At 36.5% G+C, this 22,147-nt stretch carries 17 protein-coding genes; all 17 read left to right on the top strand.

Translation table 11 applies throughout. The features are described 5' to 3' along the window. Positions 1 to 5 precede the first annotated feature (5 nt). The 17 genes from nusA (at position 6) to CPHY_RS14245 (ending at position 22,031) form a co-directional block, all read left to right on the top strand. Positions 6 to 1,070, top strand: coding sequence for a transcription termination factor NusA (nusA, locus tag CPHY_RS14325; protein WP_012200788.1), 1,065 nt, complete (start codon positions 6 to 8; stop codon positions 1,068 to 1,070). 26 nt (positions 1,071 to 1,096) lie between these two features. After that, on the top strand, positions 1,097 to 1,372 hold the full coding sequence (rnpM, locus tag CPHY_RS14320; RefSeq protein WP_012200787.1) for an RNase P modulator RnpM: 276 nt from the start codon (positions 1,097 to 1,099) through the stop codon (positions 1,370 to 1,372). Then, a complete protein-coding gene (locus CPHY_RS14315; protein ID WP_012200786.1) occupies positions 1,365 to 1,712 on the top strand; it encodes a L7Ae/L30e/S12e/Gadd45 family ribosomal protein in 348 nt (115 codons plus the stop codon). The genes rnpM and CPHY_RS14315 overlap by 8 nt, the downstream gene beginning before the upstream one ends. 43 nt (positions 1,713 to 1,755) lie before the next feature. After that, entirely contained in the window at positions 1,756 to 5,151 is a 3,396-nt protein-coding gene (gene infB / locus CPHY_RS14310) for a translation initiation factor IF-2 (protein WP_012200785.1), read from the top strand. A gap of 149 nt (positions 5,152 to 5,300) precedes the next feature. Next, entirely contained in the window at positions 5,301 to 5,711 is a 411-nt protein-coding gene (rbfA, locus tag CPHY_RS14305) for a 30S ribosome-binding factor RbfA (protein ID WP_012200784.1), read from the top strand. Positions 5,712 to 5,722: 11 nt separating this feature from the next. Next, positions 5,723 to 6,697 (top strand): DHH family phosphoesterase, encoded by a 975-nt coding sequence (locus CPHY_RS14300; RefSeq protein WP_012200783.1) that lies wholly within the window; start codon positions 5,723 to 5,725, stop codon positions 6,695 to 6,697. Positions 6,698 to 6,771: 74 nt separating this feature from the next. Beyond that, the gene (gene truB, locus CPHY_RS14295) at positions 6,772 to 7,695 is read left to right on the top strand and encodes a tRNA pseudouridine(55) synthase TruB (protein ID WP_012200782.1); all 924 of its coding nucleotides are present in this window, start codon (positions 6,772 to 6,774) and stop codon (positions 7,693 to 7,695) included. Between the two features lie 127 nt (positions 7,696 to 7,822). Beyond that, entirely contained in the window at positions 7,823 to 8,776 is a 954-nt protein-coding gene (locus CPHY_RS14290; RefSeq protein ID WP_012200781.1) for a bifunctional riboflavin kinase/FAD synthetase, read from the top strand. After that, entirely contained in the window at positions 8,745 to 10,136 is a 1,392-nt protein-coding gene (gene pdxR / locus CPHY_RS14285) for a MocR-like pyridoxine biosynthesis transcription factor PdxR (RefSeq protein ID WP_012200780.1), read from the top strand. The genes CPHY_RS14290 and pdxR overlap by 32 nt, the downstream gene beginning before the upstream one ends. A gap of 499 nt (positions 10,137 to 10,635) precedes the next feature. Further along, positions 10,636 to 12,300, top strand: coding sequence for a Na/Pi cotransporter family protein (locus CPHY_RS14280; protein WP_012200779.1), 1,665 nt, complete (start codon positions 10,636 to 10,638; stop codon positions 12,298 to 12,300). A 184-nt stretch (positions 12,301 to 12,484) separates the two neighbouring features. Beyond that, positions 12,485 to 12,751, top strand: a complete 267-nt coding sequence (gene rpsO / locus CPHY_RS14275; protein ID WP_012200778.1) for a 30S ribosomal protein S15 — start codon at positions 12,485 to 12,487, stop codon at positions 12,749 to 12,751. A 256-nt stretch (positions 12,752 to 13,007) separates the two neighbouring features. Then, complete coding sequence (locus CPHY_RS14270; RefSeq protein ID WP_012200777.1) at positions 13,008 to 14,369, top strand: MATE family efflux transporter; 1,362 nt, start codon at positions 13,008 to 13,010, stop codon at positions 14,367 to 14,369. 235 nt (positions 14,370 to 14,604) lie between these two features. Beyond that, positions 14,605 to 15,168: a folate family ECF transporter S component gene (locus CPHY_RS14265; protein ID WP_012200776.1), complete on the top strand. Its 564-nt coding sequence runs from the start codon at positions 14,605 to 14,607 to the stop codon at positions 15,166 to 15,168. A gap of 237 nt (positions 15,169 to 15,405) precedes the next feature. Beyond that, on the top strand, positions 15,406 to 16,680 hold the full coding sequence (locus CPHY_RS14260) for a bifunctional folylpolyglutamate synthase/dihydrofolate synthase (RefSeq protein ID WP_012200775.1): 1,275 nt from the start codon (positions 15,406 to 15,408) through the stop codon (positions 16,678 to 16,680). A gap of 609 nt (positions 16,681 to 17,289) precedes the next feature. After that, entirely contained in the window at positions 17,290 to 19,386 is a 2,097-nt protein-coding gene (locus CPHY_RS14255) for a polyribonucleotide nucleotidyltransferase (RefSeq protein ID WP_012200774.1), read from the top strand. Between the two features lie 230 nt (positions 19,387 to 19,616). Beyond that, positions 19,617 to 20,486 carry a PTS glucose transporter subunit IIA gene (locus tag CPHY_RS14250; RefSeq protein ID WP_012200773.1) on the top strand — a complete coding sequence of 290 codons (870 nt, stop codon included), beginning with the start codon at positions 19,617 to 19,619 and terminating at the stop codon, positions 20,484 to 20,486. 174 nt (positions 20,487 to 20,660) lie between these two features. After that, the gene (locus CPHY_RS14245; RefSeq protein ID WP_012200772.1) at positions 20,661 to 22,031 is read left to right on the top strand and encodes a M16 family metallopeptidase; all 1,371 of its coding nucleotides are present in this window, start codon (positions 20,661 to 20,663) and stop codon (positions 22,029 to 22,031) included. Positions 22,032 to 22,147 lie beyond the last annotated feature (116 nt).

Raw genomic sequence — 22,147 nt, 5'->3', positions numbered from 1 at the left:
AGAACATGGAAGGGAACAAGGAACTAATAGAAGCGTTGAATCAGATTGAGAAAGAAAAGGACATCAGCAAAGAAGTCTTATTAGATGCGATGGAAAATTCTTTAGTAGCAGCGTGCAAAAATCATTTTGGGAAGGCAGACAATATTAAAGTTTATATTGATCGTACGACAGGAGCTGTCAGCGTATTTGCGGAGCGCGTTGTAGTAGAACAGGTGCAAGATCCTGTACTCGAAATCAGTTTGGCCGAAGCTACAATGAAATTCCCAAAAGGAAAGTATGAATTAGGTGATATCGTTCAGGTGGAAGTTACTCCAAAGAACTTTGGACGAATTGCAGCTCAAAAAGCGAAGCAGGTAGTGGTTCAAAAAATTCGTGAAGAAGAGCGTAAAGTTTTATTCAATCAATACTATGGAAGAGAAAAAGATATTGTAACAGGTATCGTTCAGCGCTATGTTGGAAACAACGTAAGCATTAACCTTGGTAAAGTAGATGCTGTACTTATGGAGAATGAACAGATCAAGGGTGAGCATTTTCGTCCTACAGACCGTATAAAACTTTATGTACTAGAAGTAAAAGATACTACCAAAGGACCTAAGATTACAGTTTCTAGAACTCATCCTGAACTTGTAAAGAGATTATTTGAAGCCGAAGTTACTGAGGTAAAAGAAGGAATTGTAGAAATCAAGAGCATTTCACGTGAAGCTGGAGATAGAACAAAAATGGCAGTATCCAGTAACGACCCTAACGTGGATCCAGTTGGAGCTTGCGTAGGTTTAAATGGTGCTAGAGTAAATGCCATTGTGAATGAACTTGGCGGTGAAAAAATTGACATTGTTAACTGGAGTGATGATCCTGCAGAATTAATTGAGAATGCATTAAGTCCAGCAAAGGTTGTTTCAGTGGATGTTAGTGAAGGCGAAATGAGTGCGAAGGTTATTGTACCAGATTATCAGTTATCTTTAGCAATTGGAAGACAGGGACAAAATGCTAGACTCGCTGCAAGATTAACCGGATACAAAATTGATATCAAAAGCGAATCACAGGTATATGGTAGTTACTACGAGGAATAGAATGTCCCTGAGAGGTAGATGACGATATGAATACAAGAAAAATTCCATTACGTAAGTGTACCGGTTGTGGAGAGATGAAAAGTAAAAAAGAGATGATTCGGGTGTTAAAGACACCAGAAGATACGATTGTACTTGATACAACTGGAAAGAAAAACGGTAGAGGCGCATACATATGCAACTCATTGGAATGTCTTAGAAAAGCCATCAAAAGCAAAGGGCTTGAGAGATCCTTAAAAACTGCGATTCCAAAAGAGGTATATGAACAATTGGAAAGTGAGTTGAGTGAGATTGCAGATGAATGATGAAATGTTGCTTAAGGCAGCAGCCACGAAGAAACGAGTTATGTCGTTACTAGGATTGGCAACCAAAGCAGGATATGTGGCAAGTGGAGAGTTTTCTACCGAAAAGTCGGTAAAAGAGGGGAAGGCGTGCGTGGTCATAGTGGCGGAAGATGCTTCTGAGAATACGAAAAAAATGTTTCGCAATATGTGTACCTTCTACGATGTACCGATCTATATCTTCGGTGAAAAGACTGATCTTGGACACGCGATAGGAAAAGAATTTCGCGCATCCTTAAGTATTAATGACCAAGGAATGGCAAGAAGCATAGAAAAATGTTTGAATCAGGAGAGTTCGAAATGATGAAGCGGTATTGTTGAGAACCTATAAGCGGAGGTAGTAATATATGGCAAAAATGAAAATCCATGAATTAGCCAAAGAGTTAGGAGTAGACAACAATGTGATTGTTAACTTTTTACAGTCAAAAGGATCTGAGGTAAAAAGTTATCGCAATAACATTGAAGAAAAAGAAATTGATTTGGTCCGAGGAAAATTTAAAGGTTCAGTAAGTAGCAATGAGCCAAAATCTATAGATAATGGAAAGGCATCAAGAGTGGAAAAACCAGAAAAAAATAACAGCGTTACGGCAAAGGCAGATCAGACTCCTTCAGAGCCAGTGGTGCACAAACAACGACCAATGACAGCGCAGGGAGAGAGAAAAAATATGAGTGAACAAAATGTAACAACTGGAAGCACCGAGAGTGAAGATAACATACAATCCGTTGGTGATAGAAAGTACCAACATACAGATAGAAGACCACAAGGAAACAACGGAGAAGGACCACAGACTTCAACAAATTCTGGAGATAGAAGACCACAGGGTCAGGGAAGCTATGGAGATAGAAGACCACAAGGTCAGAATTCAGGAGATAGAAGACCATACAATGGTGACAGACCACAAGGTCAGAATTCAGGAGATAGAAGACCATACAATGGTGATAGACCACAAGGTCAAAATTCAGGAGATAGAAGACCGTACAATGGTGACAGACCACAAGGTCAAGGAAACTACGGAGATAGAAGACCACAAGGTCAAAATTCAGGAGATAGAAGACCATACAATGGTGACAGACCACAAGGTCAAGGAAACTACGGAGATAGAAGACCACAGGGCCAAGGTAGCTACGGAGATAGAAGACCAAATAGTGGTGATAGACCACAAGGTCAAGGAAACTACGGTGACAGAAGACCACAGGGTCAAGGAAGCTACGGAGATAGAAGACCACAAGGTCAGGGAAGCTATGGCGATAGACCACAGGGTCAAGGAAGCTATGGCGATAGACCACAGGGTCAAGGAAGCTACGGTGACAGAAGACCACAGGGTCAAGGAAGCTACGGAGATAGAAGACCACAAGGTCAGGGAAGCTATGGCGATAGACCACAGGGTCAAGGAAGCTACGGTGACAGAAGACCACAAGGTCAGGGTAGCTATGGCGATAGACCACAGGGTCAAGGAAACTACGGCGATAGAAGACCTGGGGGCCAAGGAAGCTATGGAGATAGAAGACCACAAGGTCAGGGAAGCTACGGCGATAGACCACAGGGTCAAGGAAACTTTGGAGACAGAAGACCACAGGGCCAGGGTGGCTACGGCGGAAGACCGCAAGGCCAAGGAAGCTACGGCGGAAGACCGCAAGGTCAAGGTGGATATGCTGGTAGAAGCCAAGGACAGGGATCTTTTGGCGGATTCAATAAGGATTTTGACAAGGATAAGGATTCAGGATACACAAGATCCTTTGATAAAAAACGTACCGACCCAAAAAGTGGTGAGAAGTCAAGTATCAAATCCGACCTTGCTAATGAATTAACGAAAGAACAAAGAGCAGCAGCATTTAACGACAAGAGTCGTGATCGTGATCGTAACCGTGATCGTGGGCGTAATAATGTTGAGGATGGTAATATTAAGTCAGCAAAAGGTAAAAAAGACCCAAATCGTAAGGGTGCCTTTATTATGCCTAAACCACAGCAATCTCTAGAAAAACAAGACGAAATTAAGACAGTTATAATTCCAGAAGTTCTAACAATCAAAGAATTGGCAGATAAGATGAAAGTTGTGCCATCTGTGGTAGTTAAGAAGTTATTCCTTGCTGGTAAGATGGTTTCTATTAATTCAGAAATTACCTTTGAAGAAGCGGAAGAAATTGCTTTAGGCTATGAAATTATTGCAGAAAAAGAAGTTCTTGTAAATAAGGTAGAAGAGTTATTAAAAGAAGACGATGAAGATGAAAACCTCATGGTAAAACGCCCTCCTGTAGTCTGCGTTATGGGTCACGTTGACCATGGTAAAACCTCTCTTCTTGATGCTATCCGTGAGGCTAATGTAACTTCTCGTGAGGCAGGTGGAATTACACAGCATATCGGTGCATATACCGTTGAGGTAAATGGAGAGAAGATTACGTTCCTTGATACACCAGGACATGAAGCATTTACTTCTATGAGAATGCGTGGTGCAAAATCCACAGATATCGCTATTTTAGTAGTTGCAGCAGACGACGGTGTTATGCCACAGACAGTTGAGGCTATCAGCCATGCAAAGGCAGCAGGTGTTCAAATCATTGTTGCTATCAACAAGATTGATAAGCCAAGTGCAAATATTGAAAGAGTAAAACAAGAGCTTACTGAGCATGAGTTAATAGCGGAAGATTGGGGTGGTGATACCATCTTTGTTCCAGTTTCTGCACATACCAAAGAAGGTATTGATCAATTACTAGAGATGATTATCTTAACTGCTGAAATGGGAGAGCTAAAAGCGAATCCAGACCGTATGGCTAGAGGTATCGTAATAGAAGCTGAGCTAGATAAGGGAAGAGGTACCGTTGCTACTATTCTAGTACAAAAGGGAACACTTCATGTAGGAGATAATATTGTTATTGGTTCTACTTATGGTAAAGTACGTGCGATGATGGATGATAAGGGAAGAAGAGTAAAGGAAGCTACTCCATCTACTCCTGTTGAAATCCTTGGTCTTAACGCAGTTCCAAATGCCGGTGAAATCTTTATGGCTACAGAAAATGAAAAAGAAGCACGTAATATTGCAGATGCCTTTATTTCACAGGGTAAAGAACGTCTTCTTGCAGATACTAAGGCAAAGTTATCATTAGACGGTCTCTTCTCACAGATTCAGGCTGGTAACATTAAAGAATTAAACTTAATCGTAAAAGCAGATGTTCAAGGTTCTGTAGAAGCTGTAAAACAGAGTTTGGTTAAGCTTAGTAATGAAGAAGTTGCAGTTCGTATTATTCATGGTGGCGTTGGTGCTATTAATGAATCAGACGTTATGTTAGCAAGTACTTCTAATGCAATTATTATTGGATTTAATGTTCGTCCTGATAATATGGCTCGTGAAATAGCAGAGCGTGAAAAGGTTGACTTAAGATTATATCGTGTTATTTACAGCGCGATAGAAGATGTAGAAGCAGCAATGAAGGGTATGTTAGACCCAACATTTGAAGAAAAGGTAATGGGTCATGCAGAAGTTCGTCAGGTATTCAAGGCTTCTGGACTTGGTACAATTGCAGGTTCTTATGTATTAGATGGTAAGATTGTCAGAGGTTGTTCTGCACGTATCACAAGAGAAGGAACTCAAATCTTTGAGGGTGCATTGGCTTCCTTAAAGAGATTCAAGGATGACGTGAAGGAAGTAAATACAGGATACGAATGTGGTCTTGTATTTGAAAAATTCAATGACATTCAGGAGTATGACTTAGTTGAGTTATATATGATGGTAGAGGTACCAAGATAATAGATTAAAAGAAAACAACTTTCAAATTTTCACACTAGCTTGCATTTTAAATCAGGAAGTAACCTGACTTTAAAATAACTAGTGTGAAAATTTGTAAATATTGTGTTACTGCCCAAATTTACGGGTTGGTGAAAGAATGAGGGTGTTTTATGAGAAAAAACAGTATTAAGAATACCAGAATAAATCAAGAAGTTCAAAAGGAACTTAGTATGCTTATATCAAGAGAACTTAAGGACCCTAGAATTAATCCGATGACAAGTATCGTTGCAGTGGAAGTTGCACCAGACTTAAAAACTGCAAAGGTGTATATCAGTGTCTTAGGAGATGAACTATCTCAAAAGAATACACTTGCAGGGCTAAAAAGCGCTGCTCCGTTTTTACGCGGACAGCTTGCTCGTGGTATTAATTTAAGAAATACACCTGAACTTCTCTTTGTTGTGGATCAATCCATTGAGTATGGCGTTTCCATGTCAAAATTAATTAATGAAGTAAATGCTGGTAATCACAAAGCGTCAGACGAAGAGGAATCAGATGATAAAGGGCATGAGGATGAGCAGTAAGGAGGCTTTTCATGAAACGTTTTGAGGAAGACATTCGAAAAGCAAATAGAATTGGAATTACAGGTCATGTTCGCCCGGATGGGGATTGCACAAGTTCTTGTTTGGCTTTGTATAATTATTTACAAGAAAACTATAATGCCGATAGAACTAAGACCATTGATCTTCACTTAGAGCCAATTGCAGAGCCCTTCCGTTTCTTAACTTCCTCGAATTGCATACAATCAGATTACAAGGACGAGGAACCTTACGATTTGTTTTTTGCATTGGATTGTGGCAGCTTAGACCGTTTAGGAGCAGCCCAATATTATGCAATGCAGGCGAAAAAAACTGTAAATATTGACCACCATATTAGTAACACCGGTTTTGCTAGTGTTACATTGATGGTTTCAGATTCTAGCTCTACTTGTGAAGTTTTGTATGACTTATTCGATGTAGATAAGATTAGTAAGGCGACAGCAGAAGCTTTATATCTTGGCATTGTTCACGATACAGGCGTATTTAAGCATTCTAACACAACAGAAAAAACGATGGCGATAGCTGGAAAGTTAATTACATTGGGGGCAACTCCGAATAAAATAATAGATGAAACTTTTTATCAAAAGACATTTGTTCAAAATCAAGTATTAGGACGCTGTTTATTAGAAAGTATCTTATTATTGGATGGAAAAATTATTGTCTCTAGTATCAGTAAGCGTGCTCAGAATTTTTACAATGTTGTACCATCGGATCTTGATGGTGTCATTGACCAGCTTCGTATTACAAAAGGAGTTGAGGTGGCGATATTCCTTCGTGAAGACGATGTACAGGAATATAAAGTTAGTATGCGTTCCAATGGAATCGTTGATGTAAGTAAGATTGCTGTTTTCTTCGGCGGCGGTGGTCATATTTTGGCTGCTGGTTGCAGTATGAAGGGATCGTTACATGATGTAATAAATAATCTTACGATAGGAATAGAACATCAGTTGAAAAATGCAGAAAAGTGTTAAAGAAAATTATAAATTTTCTTTAACACGGATGTACTACGAAAACCTTAGCAGTATGAAGTTAGAATGGGGATAGTATGAACGGTATCATAAATGTATATAAGGAAAAAGGTTTTACTTCCTTTGATGTTTGTGCAAAACTTAGAGGTATATTAAAACAAAAGAAAATTGGCCATACTGGTACACTGGATCCGGATGCAGAAGGGGTACTTCCTGTATGCGTAGGAAACGCAACAAAACTTTGTGATTTGTTAACAGACAAGGATAAAGTTTATGAAGCGGTTTTAACCCTAGGAATTATAACAGATACGGAAGATATGACTGGTGAAGTTCTTGAGAGGCGTCTAGTTACAGCAACGTATGACAGGGTTTTAGAAGTGGTAGAGCAGTTCACCAGAACGTATGACCAGATACCACCAATGTATTCTGCAATAAAGGTCAATGGTCAGAAATTATATGAGCTTGCTCGTCAGGGTAAGGTAATTGAGAGAAAGCCAAGAACTGTTACAATACATGCAATTGACATCCTTGGAGTAACTCCATTAGAAGAACAACCAGAAATCGTACATGAAGTAAGAATGAGAGTTTCTTGTTCTAAAGGAACCTATATTCGATCTTTATGTAGAGATATTGGAGAAGCACTTCAATGTGGTGGATGCATGAAATCACTAATTCGAACCCAGGTAAGTATTTTTACGCTTGAAAATACTTTAAGACTTGCTGAAATTGAAGAATGTGTAAAAAACCAAACACTAGAACAGGTACTTATGCCAGTTGATAAGTTATTTTTATCTATGCCAAAAGTTGTAGTAAAAAAGGAATCTTGTAAATTTTTATACAATGGAAATCAGCTAGTGGAAGATAATTTTACTTGGGAAAAAGTTAGTGATCAAATTAATATAGATAAAATTCGGGTTTATGACAGCGAAGATGTCTTTACCGGTATTTATGAATACGATGAAAAGAAGAATTGCTATCAACCGGTAAAAATGTTTTTATAGTTGTTATATAAGTTGAACTAAGTTTTCTATACTATTTCAAGTGTGAAAATGCCATATACGCAAACATTCTACACTTTAAAATAGCAGAAAACTAAAGTTCAATATATATAGTTGGGAGCAAAATAACATGGAATACATCTATGGAAGTACAGATTTTAAATATCATAATACGTGTGTCACGCTTGGCAAATTTGATGGTTTGCATCGTGGACATCAATTATTGCTTTCTGAACTAGCGAAATTTGAGCAGCAAGGATTAACCTCTGTGATGTTTACATTCGATTATCACCCAGGTAATCTATTTTCTGAAAAAGAGATTGATTTAATCTATACAGAAGAAGAAAAAAAAGAACTGCTCTCAAGGTTGGGACCGAAAGTATTAATTTCTTATCCATTTACAGAAGAAACTGCTTCCATGGAACCAGAGGATTTTATTAAAGAAGTTCTGATTGGTAAACTAGATGCAAAAGCGATTGTAATTGGTGCGGATTATCGATTTGGTAGAAAACGAAAAGGCGATGCAGCATTACTTAAGAAGTATTCTATTATGTATGGATACGAACTTGTGATCTGTGAAAAATTAACTTATCATGATAATGTGATTAGTAGTACCAGAATACGAGAAGAGCTAAAAAATGGGCAGATGGAATCAGTGAATGAAATGTTGGGTCACCCATATACCATTATGGGAACTGTAGTTACAGGAAACAAAATTGGTAGAACTATTGGCGTTCCAACAGTAAATTTACTGCCAGCGGAGCATAAGTTACTTCCACCAAATGGTGTTTATGCATCTATTATAAAATTCCAAGAGAATACTTATTACGGTGTGACCAATATAGGATATAAACCGACCGTCGGTGCAGGGCAAAAGCTTGGCGTCGAAACACATATCTTTGGTTTTACTGGAGACCTCTATGGTAAGATAATCGAAGTGGAACTTTACCGTTATGAACGACCGGAAACGAAATTTACCTCAATAGAGGAGCTTAAGCAAAGAGTACAGTTGGATATTCAGAATGTAAAAGAATTTTTTGCTCGAGGTTGTTATGCTGATAATACCACTCAATCTAGGGAATAAAGTACCCTTATATGAACAGATTTATGAATTTATAAAGAAAGAAATAAAAACAGGCAAGCTACCTGTGGCTACGAAATTGCCGTCTTCGCGTAATTTAGCGCAAAGTCTGCAAATAAGTAGAAGCACAGTGGAGCTTGCCTATCAGCAGTTAATCTCCGAAGGGTATATTGAATCGATACCAAAGAGCGGATATTATGTTCAAGGAATCGCAGATTTAATTCAGATTACTGAAAGAAAAAAAGCTCTTGGTAAAGAAAAAGTCGAGAAAGTAAAACGATTACGATATGATTTTTCTCCATTTGCAGTAGACCTCTCAGAATTTCCATTTCATACTTGGAGAAAGCTTAGTAACCAGTGTATGAACGATATGAACCAATCCTTATTTCTTCTTGGAGAGAACCAAGGTGATCATTCACTTAGAGAGGCTATTGTAGCATATCTTCATAGTTCTCGTGGTGTGAAAGTGGAGGCATCCCAAGTTATTGTTGGAGCAGGTGCAGACTATCTACTTGTTTTATTATCTCAGATTTTTGGCAATGATCAAATCATTGCAATGGAGAATCCAGTTTATAAAAGAGCTTATCGTATATTTCAGGGAGTACCTTACCCGATTCAACCAATTACCGTGAATACAGATGGCATTAGTATTGAAGAATTAATGAATACGGATGCTACGGTTGTTTATGTAACGCCATCTCATCAATATCCCCTAGGAGCTGTTATGCCAATTAAGCGAAGACTTGAGCTTTTACAATGGGCAGCAAAGGGGGATAATCGATATATTATTGAAGATGACCATGATTCGGAGTTTCGATATAAGGGAAAACCAATTCCTTCCCTTCAAGGAATCGATGAAAACGATCGAGTGATTTATCTTGGAACCTTTTCTCGTGCAATAGCACCTGCCATTCGTATGGGCTTTATGGTTCTGCCACAGAGGCTATATCAGGTCTATAAAGATAAGTATTCTTTTTATGCTTCCACAGTATCACGAATAGATCAAGCGATTGTATGTGAATTCTTAAATGGTGGATATTTTGAACGACACGTTAATAAGATGAGAAAACGCTACAAAATGAAGCATGATTTGTTGCTTCACGAGTTAAAATCATATGAAGATAACATAACTATCACCGGTGAGAACGCTGGCCTTCATATCGTGGTAAGTTTTCATACTTCATTAACGGAAGAAGAGATTCTAAAAAAAGTACGCAAGAAAGAAATCGAGTTATATCCATTAAGCAAACATTATATAACGGATTATAAACCTACCTATCCAACATTTTTGATGGGTTTTGCCAATCTTTCAGAAGAATTAATCATAGAGGGAGTAAACTTGTTGATGAAGGAACTTTTCTAATACCCAAGAAATAAGATTAGTAGATTCTTATAATAAAATTTGTAGACTGTTGTTACTATATAACAGTCTATTTTTTTTGAGCGAGAGTTATAAAAGTATCGATGTATTCGATAAACAATGATTGGAGTTAATGAACAATAACGATTGGAGCAGTTAATTCACATCGATGATTATAGAGAGATTTAAATTTGATGAACAATAAATATAAGGGTTGATAATCATTGTTTTATTGTTCAATTTGTTCAAACAAGATAAAGATCACAGAGTGTACCTTAACTTGTTTGATTATTTTAATTAGGAATAGCAAGGTTAATTATGGAAGATATGTATATTCTAACAATCAAAAAATCGTGATTATATGTAAAATATAGATATAATATGTGTAAATTACATGTAAATTGACGAACTTTCAATTTTATCTTGTAACTTATTAGAGGTTATATTAAAGTTTAAAGGTAAGAGTTAAAAGACATATTTATTTCAAAGGAGAATACGTCACATGAAAATGGAGAGTTTACTAGCGCTACTTGCTGGTCTTGGCCTATTTTTATACGGCATGAAACTTATGAGTGATGGCCTTGAAAAGGCTGCTGGTGCCAGACTTCGAAGTATACTGGAGATGTGTACTAAAAATCAGTTTATAGGGATGATAGTCGGTATTTTATTTACCGCAGTTGTACAGTCCTCTAGTGCTACTACTGTATTAGTTGTCAGTTTTGTTAATGCTGGCTTGTTAAACCTAATGCAAGCAACAGGAGTAATTCTTGGAGCGAATATCGGAACAACAGTCACAGCACAATTAATCGCTTTCAATTTATCAGCTGTTGCACCAGTATTTTTAATGGTGGGTGTATGTATGGTAATGTTTGTTAAGAAACCGATGGTAAAAAGAATCGGTGAAGTAGTCTTAGGATTTGGAATGCTTTTCTTTGGCATGAGTATCATGTCTGGAAGCATGGACTCCCTTCGTTCTTCCGAGCAAGTAATGAATTTAATTGCTTCTATGGATAATCCATTCCTTGGTGTTTTAGTCGGTTTTGTAATTACTGCAATTGTTCAAAGTTCCTCCGCAACCGTAGGTATTGTTTTAGTAATGGCCTCCCAAGGGTTAATTCCATTAAATATATGTTTTTATATTATCCTTGGTTGTAACATGGGATCTTGTGTTTCTGCCTTACTTGCTAGTATCGGTAGTAAAAAAACAGCGAAAAGAGCTGCCTGGATCCACCTGTTAGTAAATATAATTGGTTCTTTTGCAATTTTTGTAATCTTATTATTCTTTGAAAACCAGATTAAAGACTTTATTATTGCTATATCCGGTGGAAACACTAACGAGGTCGTAGATGGTGTTAGCCAAACGATAGCTAGACAAGTAGCGAATACACACTTAATTTTTAAAGTATTCGAGGTAGCAATTTGTTTCCCAATCACAAAATATATTGCTAAGGCTGCTACTTTAATTGTACCAGGAGAAGATAAGAAAGTAGATAATATGCATTTGGAATTTATTACTGATTTCACCAGTTTTCAAACAACTGCAGCGGTACCGAATGCAATCAACGAAATTGTTCGTATGGCACAAATCACCTTTCATAATTTATCAATAGCTCTTTCATCGTTATTAAACAGTGATGAGAAACAAATCTCAGAGGTTTATGAAACGGAGAGTTCGATCAACTATTTAAGTCGAGAGATTACGAATTATTTAGTAAATGCAAACCAGTATTCTTTACCTATTGATGACCGTAAGGTTTTAGCTAGTCTATTTCATGTTGTAAATGATATTGAGCGAATCGGTGACCATGCAGAAAACGTCGCAGATTTTGCAAAACAAGCTATAGAAGGTAATCTGCATTTTAGCTCAGAAGCAGTAGAAGAAATTAATAAAATGGCAACTGCAGTACAGAAGTTACTAAGCTACTCGATTGAAATGTTTGAGAATAAAAACAGAGAGTACTTAGAAGAAATATTAAAATTTGAAAATTCAATTGATGATATGGAGCGACGTTTCCAGAAAAATCACGTAGTTCGTCTTACTAAAAACGCATGTAGTGCGGAAACAGGAATGATTTTTTCTGACTTATTATCTAATTTAGAACGTGTCGCTGACCATGGAACAAATATTGCATTTTCTATCTTGGATGAAGATCCGGAGGATATTTAAGAGGGATTTTAAGAGTTTTAGGGGTTTTAAGGGGGTAAACTAATTAAATTTGTAAGTTGCCCCTTTACAAGAGGGAAATGCTATGGTATTATTTTTGATGTGTAAAACAGCCTATACTCAGAATTTGGACACTCCGACCAGTCTCTTAGTATAAGGCGATTATAATTATAAGGAGGACTAATCCATGATTAGCAAAGAGAAAAAGCAAGAGATTATTAACGCATATGGTAGAAATGCGAACGACACAGGTTCACCTGAGGTTCAGATTGCACTTTTAACTGAAAGAATTGCTGAGTTAACAGAGCATTTAAAGATCAACAAAAAAGATCATCATTCCAGAAGAGGTCTTCTTAAAATGGTAGGTCAGAGAAAAGGTTTACTTGAGTACCTTAAGAAAACTAATCTTGAGGGATATCGTGAGTTAATCGCTCGCTTAGGCTTAAGAAAGTAAGAGCTTGTAATGTGGAGACTGTACTTTAGTACAGTCTCTTTTTTTCTATAGGGAAAGCAAAGTAGTCAGCAAGCTGCTTCACTTGTTATGACAAGAAAAAGTACGCGAACTTATCTGTCATATAAATACATAGAAAGCTTTTCCTTGTCAAAAAAATACTTCGCGAGTGTTTCCTTGTTATAATAAAATCCTTCGCGAACTTTTCAATATCATAAATAAAACACAAAGTGATTTTTGTTGTTTAATGGAGACAAGTATGAATTTAATTCACGAAATGAAGCAAGATAAAGCCTTTCTGAAAAAGGCCGCAATGATAGCTATTCCTATAGCTTTACAAGGGCTTTTAAACAATGTTTTAAATTTTGTTGATACCCTAATGATTAGCCGTCTTGATACTACAACAGTGGCCGCAGTAGGAATTGCAAATAAGATTTTTTTTGTAGTGAGTCTTCTGTTATTTGGAATTTGCAGTGGCTCTTGTATTCTGACCTCTCAATATTGGGGGATGAGGGATATTAAAAACATTAAGCGTGTTGTCGGGCTATCCATGCTGCTTGGTGTTACGAGTGCTTTTTTATTTACTTTAGTCTCATTTCTAAAGCCTCAATTAGTAATGAGTATCTTTACAAACAGTGAACCAACAATAATAATTGGTGCGAAATATTTAAAGATTGTATGTATTAGTTATGTAATAACAGCAGTCACCCAAATTTTCATGTCTGCACTTCGAAGTGTGAATCAGGTAAAACTACCAGTTGTAATTAGCCTTGTTGCGATAGTGACGAATGTTATTTTAAATTATGTCTTGATTTTTGGTAAGTTTGGATTTCCAGAGCTAGGAGTAGAAGGTGCAGCTATAGCCACATTAATTGCAAGAATTGTAGAGGTTGTAGCAATGATTTTACTCGTATATTATAAGAAAAGTCCAGTTTCAATTAGCGTGTCACATCTTTTCTTTTACGATAAAGATTTATACTCCATCTACTTTAAAACTGCATCTCCGGTTATTATGAATGAGTTTATGTGGGGACTTGGAATTACGATGTATTCCCTTGCCTATGGTAGAATGGGTGATAATGCGATGGCTGCTATCACAATAACTCAAAATATTGAACAGATATTACAGGTTGTTTTTATGGGAATCAGTAATGCAACGGCAGTTATTCTTGGTAATGAACTTGGTGCAGGAAAATTAAAGGATGCAGAGCTTCATGCAAAATTTATATTAATTCTGCAAGCAATGGTAACGGTAGTAATTATTGCACTTGGGATAGTTTTTATGAATCCAATGATTGCAGTTTTTCATATGGAACCAGTTGTTTCTGCATCTATTCGAAAGTGCTTATTGGTGTTCCTTGCTTATTTATTTTTTAAAGTATTTAATACGGTTAATATCGTTGGTATCCTCCGAAGTGGCGGAGATACCAAAGCCGCGTTATTTCTTGATGTCACTGGTGTTTGGTTGATAGGAATACCGATGGCTTTTCTTGGTGGTTTAGTGTTTCATTTTCCAATAGAAGCAGTATATGCAATGGTTTTATCAGAAGAAATTTATAAGATGATACTTGGAATTCCTAGATATCGTAAGAAAAAATGGTTGAGGAATATCGTAGCTTAGAGACATATTTAATACAAAGTTTTCGTATAATCTTCGTAAAAATTGTATAATTTTCTTATAGTATTCTAGAAAAACCTATGTTAGAATTACTTTGTCGATGAGCAAATATTGTTGTAGCAAAACATGAATTCTATTTAGAATGCATGGTTGGCCGCTTTGTGCGGACAATAGGTTGCGAGACAAATATAGCTTTCTGATAGCATAGCTATGGAATAGCTTGGAAAGGAGGTATTTTATGCTAAATCAAGAGAAAAATGTTAAAAACAAAGATTTAAAAAAAGGAAAAAAGGTATTTACATTAGAGACTTTTATAGTATTAGCATTGCTCGTAGCTATTGAGGTGATTTTAACTAGGTTTTTATCACTAAAGGAATGGAATATACGATTTTCCTTTGGTTTTATTCCAGTGGTAATTGCAGCAATTTTATACGGACCAATAGCAAGTGCAACAGTTGCTGCATGTTCTGATTTTTTAGGAGCAATCCTATTTCCTATGGGAGCATATTTTCCTGGATTTACAATCACTGCATTTATAAGTGGTATCGTCTATGGATTATTTCTTCATAAAAAACAAAGTTTACCGAATATCGTCGGTGCGGCAGTTGTAAATCAGTTTTTCTGTGGATTAGTGATTAATTCTTATTGGCTTTCGATTATATCGGGTAAGTCTACCTTCTGGGGATTAATTCCTATTCGCTCCATACAATCTGCAGTGATGTCGATCGTTATTATCAGTGTAACTTATGTTATAAGTAAAACAATTGTTCCAATTATTAAAAAAGCAATAGTTATAATGTAATTGTTGTTATGGATGTCATAGGCTGTGGCGCAGTCTTTTGAAAATCAACTGCTAGCAAAGTAGGATATCTCAAAAGACGGCCACAGCTTTTTTGTTGAGTACAGCAAAAAAGCCCATAAATGATATTCTAATGTTTTCTGTTACGAAAGAGATTTTTCAGGCATATTTGTCTGAATGGGTAAACAACAGGTGATTTCCTTATAGGGATAAGGACAGCGAAGGGAGCGAGGAACGGATATGAATTATCAAGAAGCAATTAAATATCTGAGAAGTTACAAGAGAAATACTGGAGAATTATCACTGAAGAACTTAAATAAGCTATTAGATTACATGGATCATCCTGAAAAGAAGTTAAAATTTATTCATGTTGCTGGTACCAATGGCAAGGGTTCTACATGTAAGATGCTATCCTCCATTTTACGTTGTGCTGGGTTAAAAGTAGGATTATTTACATCACCTTTTTTAGAAACTGAAAATGAACAGATTCAAATCAATGGAGAAGTGATAAGCAATGAAGATTTTGCTAAAGTCTGTAAGAAGGTAAAAGATTTTACAACTTACCTCATGCTTGATGAGATACCAACAGAATTTGAATTGACTACCGCAATGGCATTTCAGTATTTTTACGATACCAAATGTGACTTGGTTGTATTAGAGGTAGGGCTCGGTGGTGAGCTGGATGCGACAAATGTGATTGAGACGCCTTTGGTTTCGGTGTTAACGAATATAGGTATAGATCATGTCGACTACTTAGGAACAACACTAAAAGAAATTGCTTGTAAGAAAGCGGGTATCATAAAAGAGAATGGTATTGTTGTAAGTTATGAGCAGGAGAAAGAAGTAGAAGAAGTGATAAAATTAACTTGTGAAGAAAGACATAATAAACTTGTGTTCGCAGAATTTTCTGAATTAAAACTTCACCAGGAGAATTTATCCAGGCAAAAATTTTCTTATAAACAAAATACTAACCTATCCTTATCTTTGATAGGAGAGCATCAAAGAAAAAATGCGGCAGTAGCCCTTGAAGTAATTGCTCAGCTACAAACTTTGGGTTATAAAATTTCTGAAAATGCTATTTCAGAGGGAATGAATTATGTTACTTGGCCAGGAAGATTCGAGGTTTTGTGTAAACAACCATTGGTAATTTTAGATGGTGGACATAATGTTCAGTGTGTAGAAGCATTCTCTGAAGTTTTAAAGCAATTCATTCCAGGGAAAAAAGCAATTGTAATTCTTGGTGTCTTGGCTGATAAAGATTATAAAGGAATGATCCCATATCTTGTTCCTTTTACAAAAAGATTTATTGCCGTAACTCCGAAAAACACTAGAGCGTTACCTTCAGAACAACTAGCTGAAGAGTTATCAAAGCACCATCCTTTGGTTTCGCACAATGCAACACCAGTCGAAGGTATTATGGCAGCTTTAAGAGATGCAAGAGAAGATGACATTATCTGTGTTATTGGTTCACTATATATGGCAGCAGAAATCAGGGATTGTTTTATTGGTGAATAGGGTAAGATATTAAGACTGGATTCGTTACTGTAGTTATGTAATGAAATTATGAATTAGGGTGGATTCATTACCGTGCTTATAATAGAATTGTATATTAGGCTGGATGTGTTACAGCGGTCATGTAATGAAATTATGAATTATTACGTATTCATTCCAGTAAATATGTTAATAAATTAATAAATAGAGCAAATCTACATAAAATATGATAGTTATTTTACTTGGGATATAACTTACAATAATTATTATATTTTATAGCGATAAAAGTGATATTGTTATTATGAGATGTGAAAATTTAGTAGCAATTTAATGGGGGGAGTGTTATAATTAGGAGAAGTGGGTTATCCTATGGATAAATATGGACTAATACCTAACCCATTGATAGAGTAACGTGGAGATATTTCCCGAGACTTCTGAAAAAACCATTACTTCATGTTTCTTAAAGGGTAGTGTGAAAAAAATTTCACACGGCAATTTGTGTTAGCACACAAAGTTGCCCTTTTATCAGAAGGTGTTAAAGCGCCAGAATGGAGGGTAGTGAGGTTTTCAGTTGTTTCGGAATCTCCACAAGAGGACATTAGTTCTTATATATTAATAAAAGGAGATTACAATATGTACAAAAGTTTTTCCATGGAACTTGCCGGCAGAACATTAAGTGTTGATGTTGGTAGAGTTGCAGCGCAAGCAAATGGTGCTGCATTTATGCATTATGGCGATACTGTAGTATTATCTACAGCTACAGCATCTGATAAGCCAAGAGAAGGAATTGATTTCTTCCCATTAAGTGTAGAATATGAAGAAAAGTTATATGCAGTTGGTAAGGTACCAGGTGGATTTAATAAGAGAGAAGGTAAAGCAAGTGAAAATGCTATTTTAACTTCTCGTGTTATTGACCGTCCAATGAGACCTTTGTTCCCAAAAGATTATCGTAATGACGTTACATTAAATAATCTAGTAATGTCTGTTGATCCAGATTGTAGCCCAGAGTTAACTGCAATGCTTGGCTCTGCTATTTCTGTAGCAATTTCTGATATCCCATTTGATGGACCATGTGCAACAACTCAAGTTGGTCTTGTTGATGGAGAGCTTGTATTTAATCCAACAGCTGCTCAGAAAGCAGTATCTGATCTTGCATTAACAGTAGCTTCAACAAGAGATAAAGTTATCATGATTGAAGCAGGTGCAAATGAAGTACCAGAAGATAAGATGTTAGAAGCTATCTTTGCTGCTCATGAGGTAAATCAAGAAGTAATTCAGTTTATCGATAAAATCGTAGCTGAATTTGGTAAAGAAAAACACGGCTATATTAGTTGCGAAATTCCAGAAGAGATGTTTGCAGCAATCAAAGAGGTTGTTACTCCAGAACAGATGGAAGAAGCAGTATTTACTGATGTGAAACAGGTTAGAGAAGAAAATATCCGTGAAATTAAGAATAAATTAGCTGAAGTTTTTGAAGAAAGCAATCCAGAGTGGCTTCATTTAATTGATGAAGCAGTTTATAAATATCAGAAGAAGACAGTTCGTAAGATGATTTTAAAAGATCACAAGCGTCCAGATGGTAGAGAAATCCACCAGATTCGTCGTCTTGCTGCAGAAGTAGATATGCTTCCAAGAGTACATGGTAGCGGTATGTTTACCCGTGGTCAAACTCAGATATTAACAGTAACTACGTTAGCACCTTTATCAGAGGCACAGAAGTTAGATGGTCTTGATGAAGCTGAGAAAAGTAAGAGATATATGCATCACTACAACTTCCCATCCTATTCTGTTGGTGAGACAAAGCCAAGTAGAGGACCAGGACGTCGTGAAATCGGTCATGGTGCATTAGCAGAAAGAGCATTAATACCTGTTCTTCCAAGTGAGGCAGAGTTCCCATATGCAATTCGTACGGTATCTGAGACTATGGAATCTAACGGTTCTACTTCTCAGGCGAGTGTTTGTGCTTCTACCTTATCCTTAATGGCAGCTGGTGTTCCAATTAAGAAACAGGTTGCTGGTATTTCTTGTGGTTTGGTGACTGGTGATACAGATGATGATTATTTAGTATTAACAGATATTCAGGGTCTTGAAGATTTCTTCGGCGATATGGACTTTAAGGTTGCTGGTACTCATGATGGTATCACTGCAATTCAGATGGATATTAAGATTCATGGTTTAACAAGAGCAATTATCGAAGAAGCAATTAGAAGAACAAAGGAAGCAAGAGAGTATATTATCAATGAAGTTATGACTCCAGCTATTGCTGAGCCAAGAACAGAAGTTGGTAAGTATGCGCCTAAGATTATTCAGATTCAAATCGATCCTCAGAAGATTGGTGACGTTGTTGGTCAGAGAGGTAAGACAATCAATGCAATCATCGAGCAGACTGGTGTAAAGATTGACATTAATGATGAAGGTGCAGTATCCGTTTGTGGAACAGACAAGGATATGATGGATAAAGCAATCAATATGATTCGTACTATCGTAACTGAGTTTGAAGAAGGTCAGGTATTTGAAGGTAAAGTCATCAGTATCAAAGAATTCGGTGCATTCCTTGAATTTGCTCCTGGCAAAGAAGGTATGGTTCATATCTCTAAGATTAGCAAAGAAAGAATCAATCACGTTGAAGATGTGTTAACCTTAGGAGATGTTGTTAAAGTAGTATGCCTTGGTAAGGATAAGATGGGCCGTATTAGCTTTAGTATTAAGGATTATAAAGAAGAGAATTAAATTGCATTATGCATAGAGAATAGAAAAGAGGAATCAGCTTGCTGATTCCTCTTTTCTATCTTCTGCTTTATTCATCGTCCTTCCCAAATAGAATCCTTAAGAAATTATAGTAATAAAAAGACAAGATACATATTTTTGTATGAAATACCATTAAATTGGAATACTATTGCCATGCGCTCTTAAAACTACAAGCTTGAGAAATATAAAACAGAAAAGAAATGAGGGTAATTATGGCACAATATGATTATATAGCGATATGGGTCGGCGGTATCGCTCTTGCAGTTTTAGTTATAATGATAATTGCTTTTCTTATTTACAGGAAGAGACATGTCAATCATCATAGTATGAAGGAACAAAAGAGCAGAAAAATGAAGGACCTACCAGCAAAGAAAAAGATGGTTAAGAACGTCCAGGGAAATGATTCCCAGACGAAAAAAATAACTCCTGTTGTTACTTTAGATTCAGGTAACAATACATCAGGAAACCAGCGTTTAGATGGAGCAAGAATATCACATCGACGTAATCATCCAGACCGGGTAGCAGAAGAATCAATGTGGAAAGAGAAAAAAGAACAAGAAGAGGATGAGATACTAAAGAAAATGGAAAATGAGCGAAAGAATAAAGTATTTATGATATATAGTCCTTGTAATGGGGAGATGGGGGATGCTGTAGAAAATGTTACGGACGCCAAGGAATGTGGCTTAGATTATCCGGGAGTTATTATCGCACCTTCAGATGATAAAGTTTATGCTCCTATTAATGGACGAATCTCATGGAAATCCGAAAATCCTAACATGGTATCCATTCAATCTGACACTGGTGTAGAAGTTCTTTTATCGGTGTTAAAAGAGGATGAAGTTTTACAAACCGAGGTATTCACAATGAAGACTGCGCAAGGTGCTTACATCGGTATGGGAGAGCAGTTATGTCAATTTACGCAAGGCTTAATACGTAAGGGAAACCGTATTTATAAGATGAAAATGGAACTTTCATCTTATCAGGAGGGACAGCTCTTATTAGTGAAGCGATTTAGTTATATCTCACATGGAGATAAAATAATAACCCTGAAAACGGAACGCAATGCAGTAGAAACTGCTTAAGATCATTAGGATTTATCTTGTCATTTCCAAATGGATTTGTTACACTACATTTATGTGTGCAACAGATTGCAGCCATCCTGAGAATCAAGAGTGAAGGATAAATCATTCGCTCAGGAAGTTTGTGCTTGCGTAATCCTAAACACAGACTTAAGATGCACAGGAATGGGGTTAATTATGGTTAAAGTAAATGTATTAAAAAATGGTATAAAGGTAGTCACAGAGGAGCTTTCCTATCTTAGGACTGTCTCCTTTGGTGTATGGATTCGAGTTGGTTCCGCAAAAGAGAATAAGGAAAACAACGGAATCGCACATATGATTGAACATATGCTGTTTAAAGGAACGAAAACAAAAACAGCAAAAGAGATCGCAGATATTATTGCATCCATCGGTGATGATGTGAATGCTTTTACTAGCAAGGAACAAACTTGCTATTATGGTACGACGATTACAGAGAGTTTATCGATTTTAGTTGAGTTAATTGCAGATATGTTATGCAATTCATTGCTATCAGAAGAGGATTTAAGAAAAGAAAAAAGAGTGATCTATGAAGAGATTGATATGTATGAAGACTCAGCAGATGATATGGTACATGAGATTTTACAGCAGAATGTATTTAAAGATCAACCCCTTGGTTATATCATCTCGGGCGCTAAGAAAAATGTACGCTCATTTAAAAGAATGCAACTAATTGATTTTATGGCAAAACATTATGTAGCAGAAAACATAGTAATATCGGTAGCAGGCAATTTTTCAGAAAAAGAGCTAATGGATCAGTTAGAAAGGTGTTTCGGAGGAATTCGTGGAACGAATCCGAAAGCTTTGAACTCTCTTACTTTACTAAAGAAAAAGAAGGACGAGCTATTATTAGCTCCATATGAAGAAAAATTTCAAAAGAAACATGATGATATTCCAAGCTATCATACCTGTTTTTGTCAAAGACACAAAGACAATGAGCAATTACATATCAATCTTGCGTACCCATCCATACCTCTTGGTTCGGATGAGTCTGTTGTATTTGCGGTTGTAAATTCAATGCTTGGTGGAAGTAATAACTCTAGGTTATTTCAACGAATACGTGAAGAATTATCCTTAGTATATTCCATCTATACCTATGGAAGCGCGTTTGAAAAAGCAGGTTTGTATCATTTGGATATTACAGTAAATCCACAGCAGGCTTTCCGTGTGCTACGTGAAACGAAACTGGTAATGGATGAGTTTTTAACAACACCAATTACGAAAGAAGAACTTGATACTCACAAAGCTCAAGTAAAGACAGAGTTTATTTTAGGCAGTGAAAGTGCAAAAGCACGTATGAATTCCAATGCAAAAAGTGTTTTAGTTCGTGGTTATGTGAAAACTTTAGATGAGATTATCGAGGAATTAAATCGGCTATCTGCTGAGGATATTATTCGTTTCGCGAATAAAGTATGGGGAGAAAGCTCAGCGAGTTTGTGCGTAATTGGTGCAGAAAGCGGAGTTAGTTTCCGAGCGTTAAAAAAAGAGTATCAGAATTTATTTTTCATTAATCCTAATACAAAAGCATAGCTTATTGATAGTTTTATAAATAATAAATAACGATCATAGAGTAAATGTACGTAACACCAGTATTAGAAAGGAACGGGTCTTTAGAATAGTGATGTATTGACGCATATCAATACATT

The organism is Lachnoclostridium phytofermentans ISDg (assembly GCF_000018685.1).
GTDB lineage: Bacteria > Bacillota > Clostridia > Lachnospirales > Lachnospiraceae > Lachnoclostridium > Lachnoclostridium phytofermentans.
The sequence above is the reverse complement of the archived record's forward strand: the minus strand, read 5'-3'. Positions and strand labels throughout refer to the sequence as shown.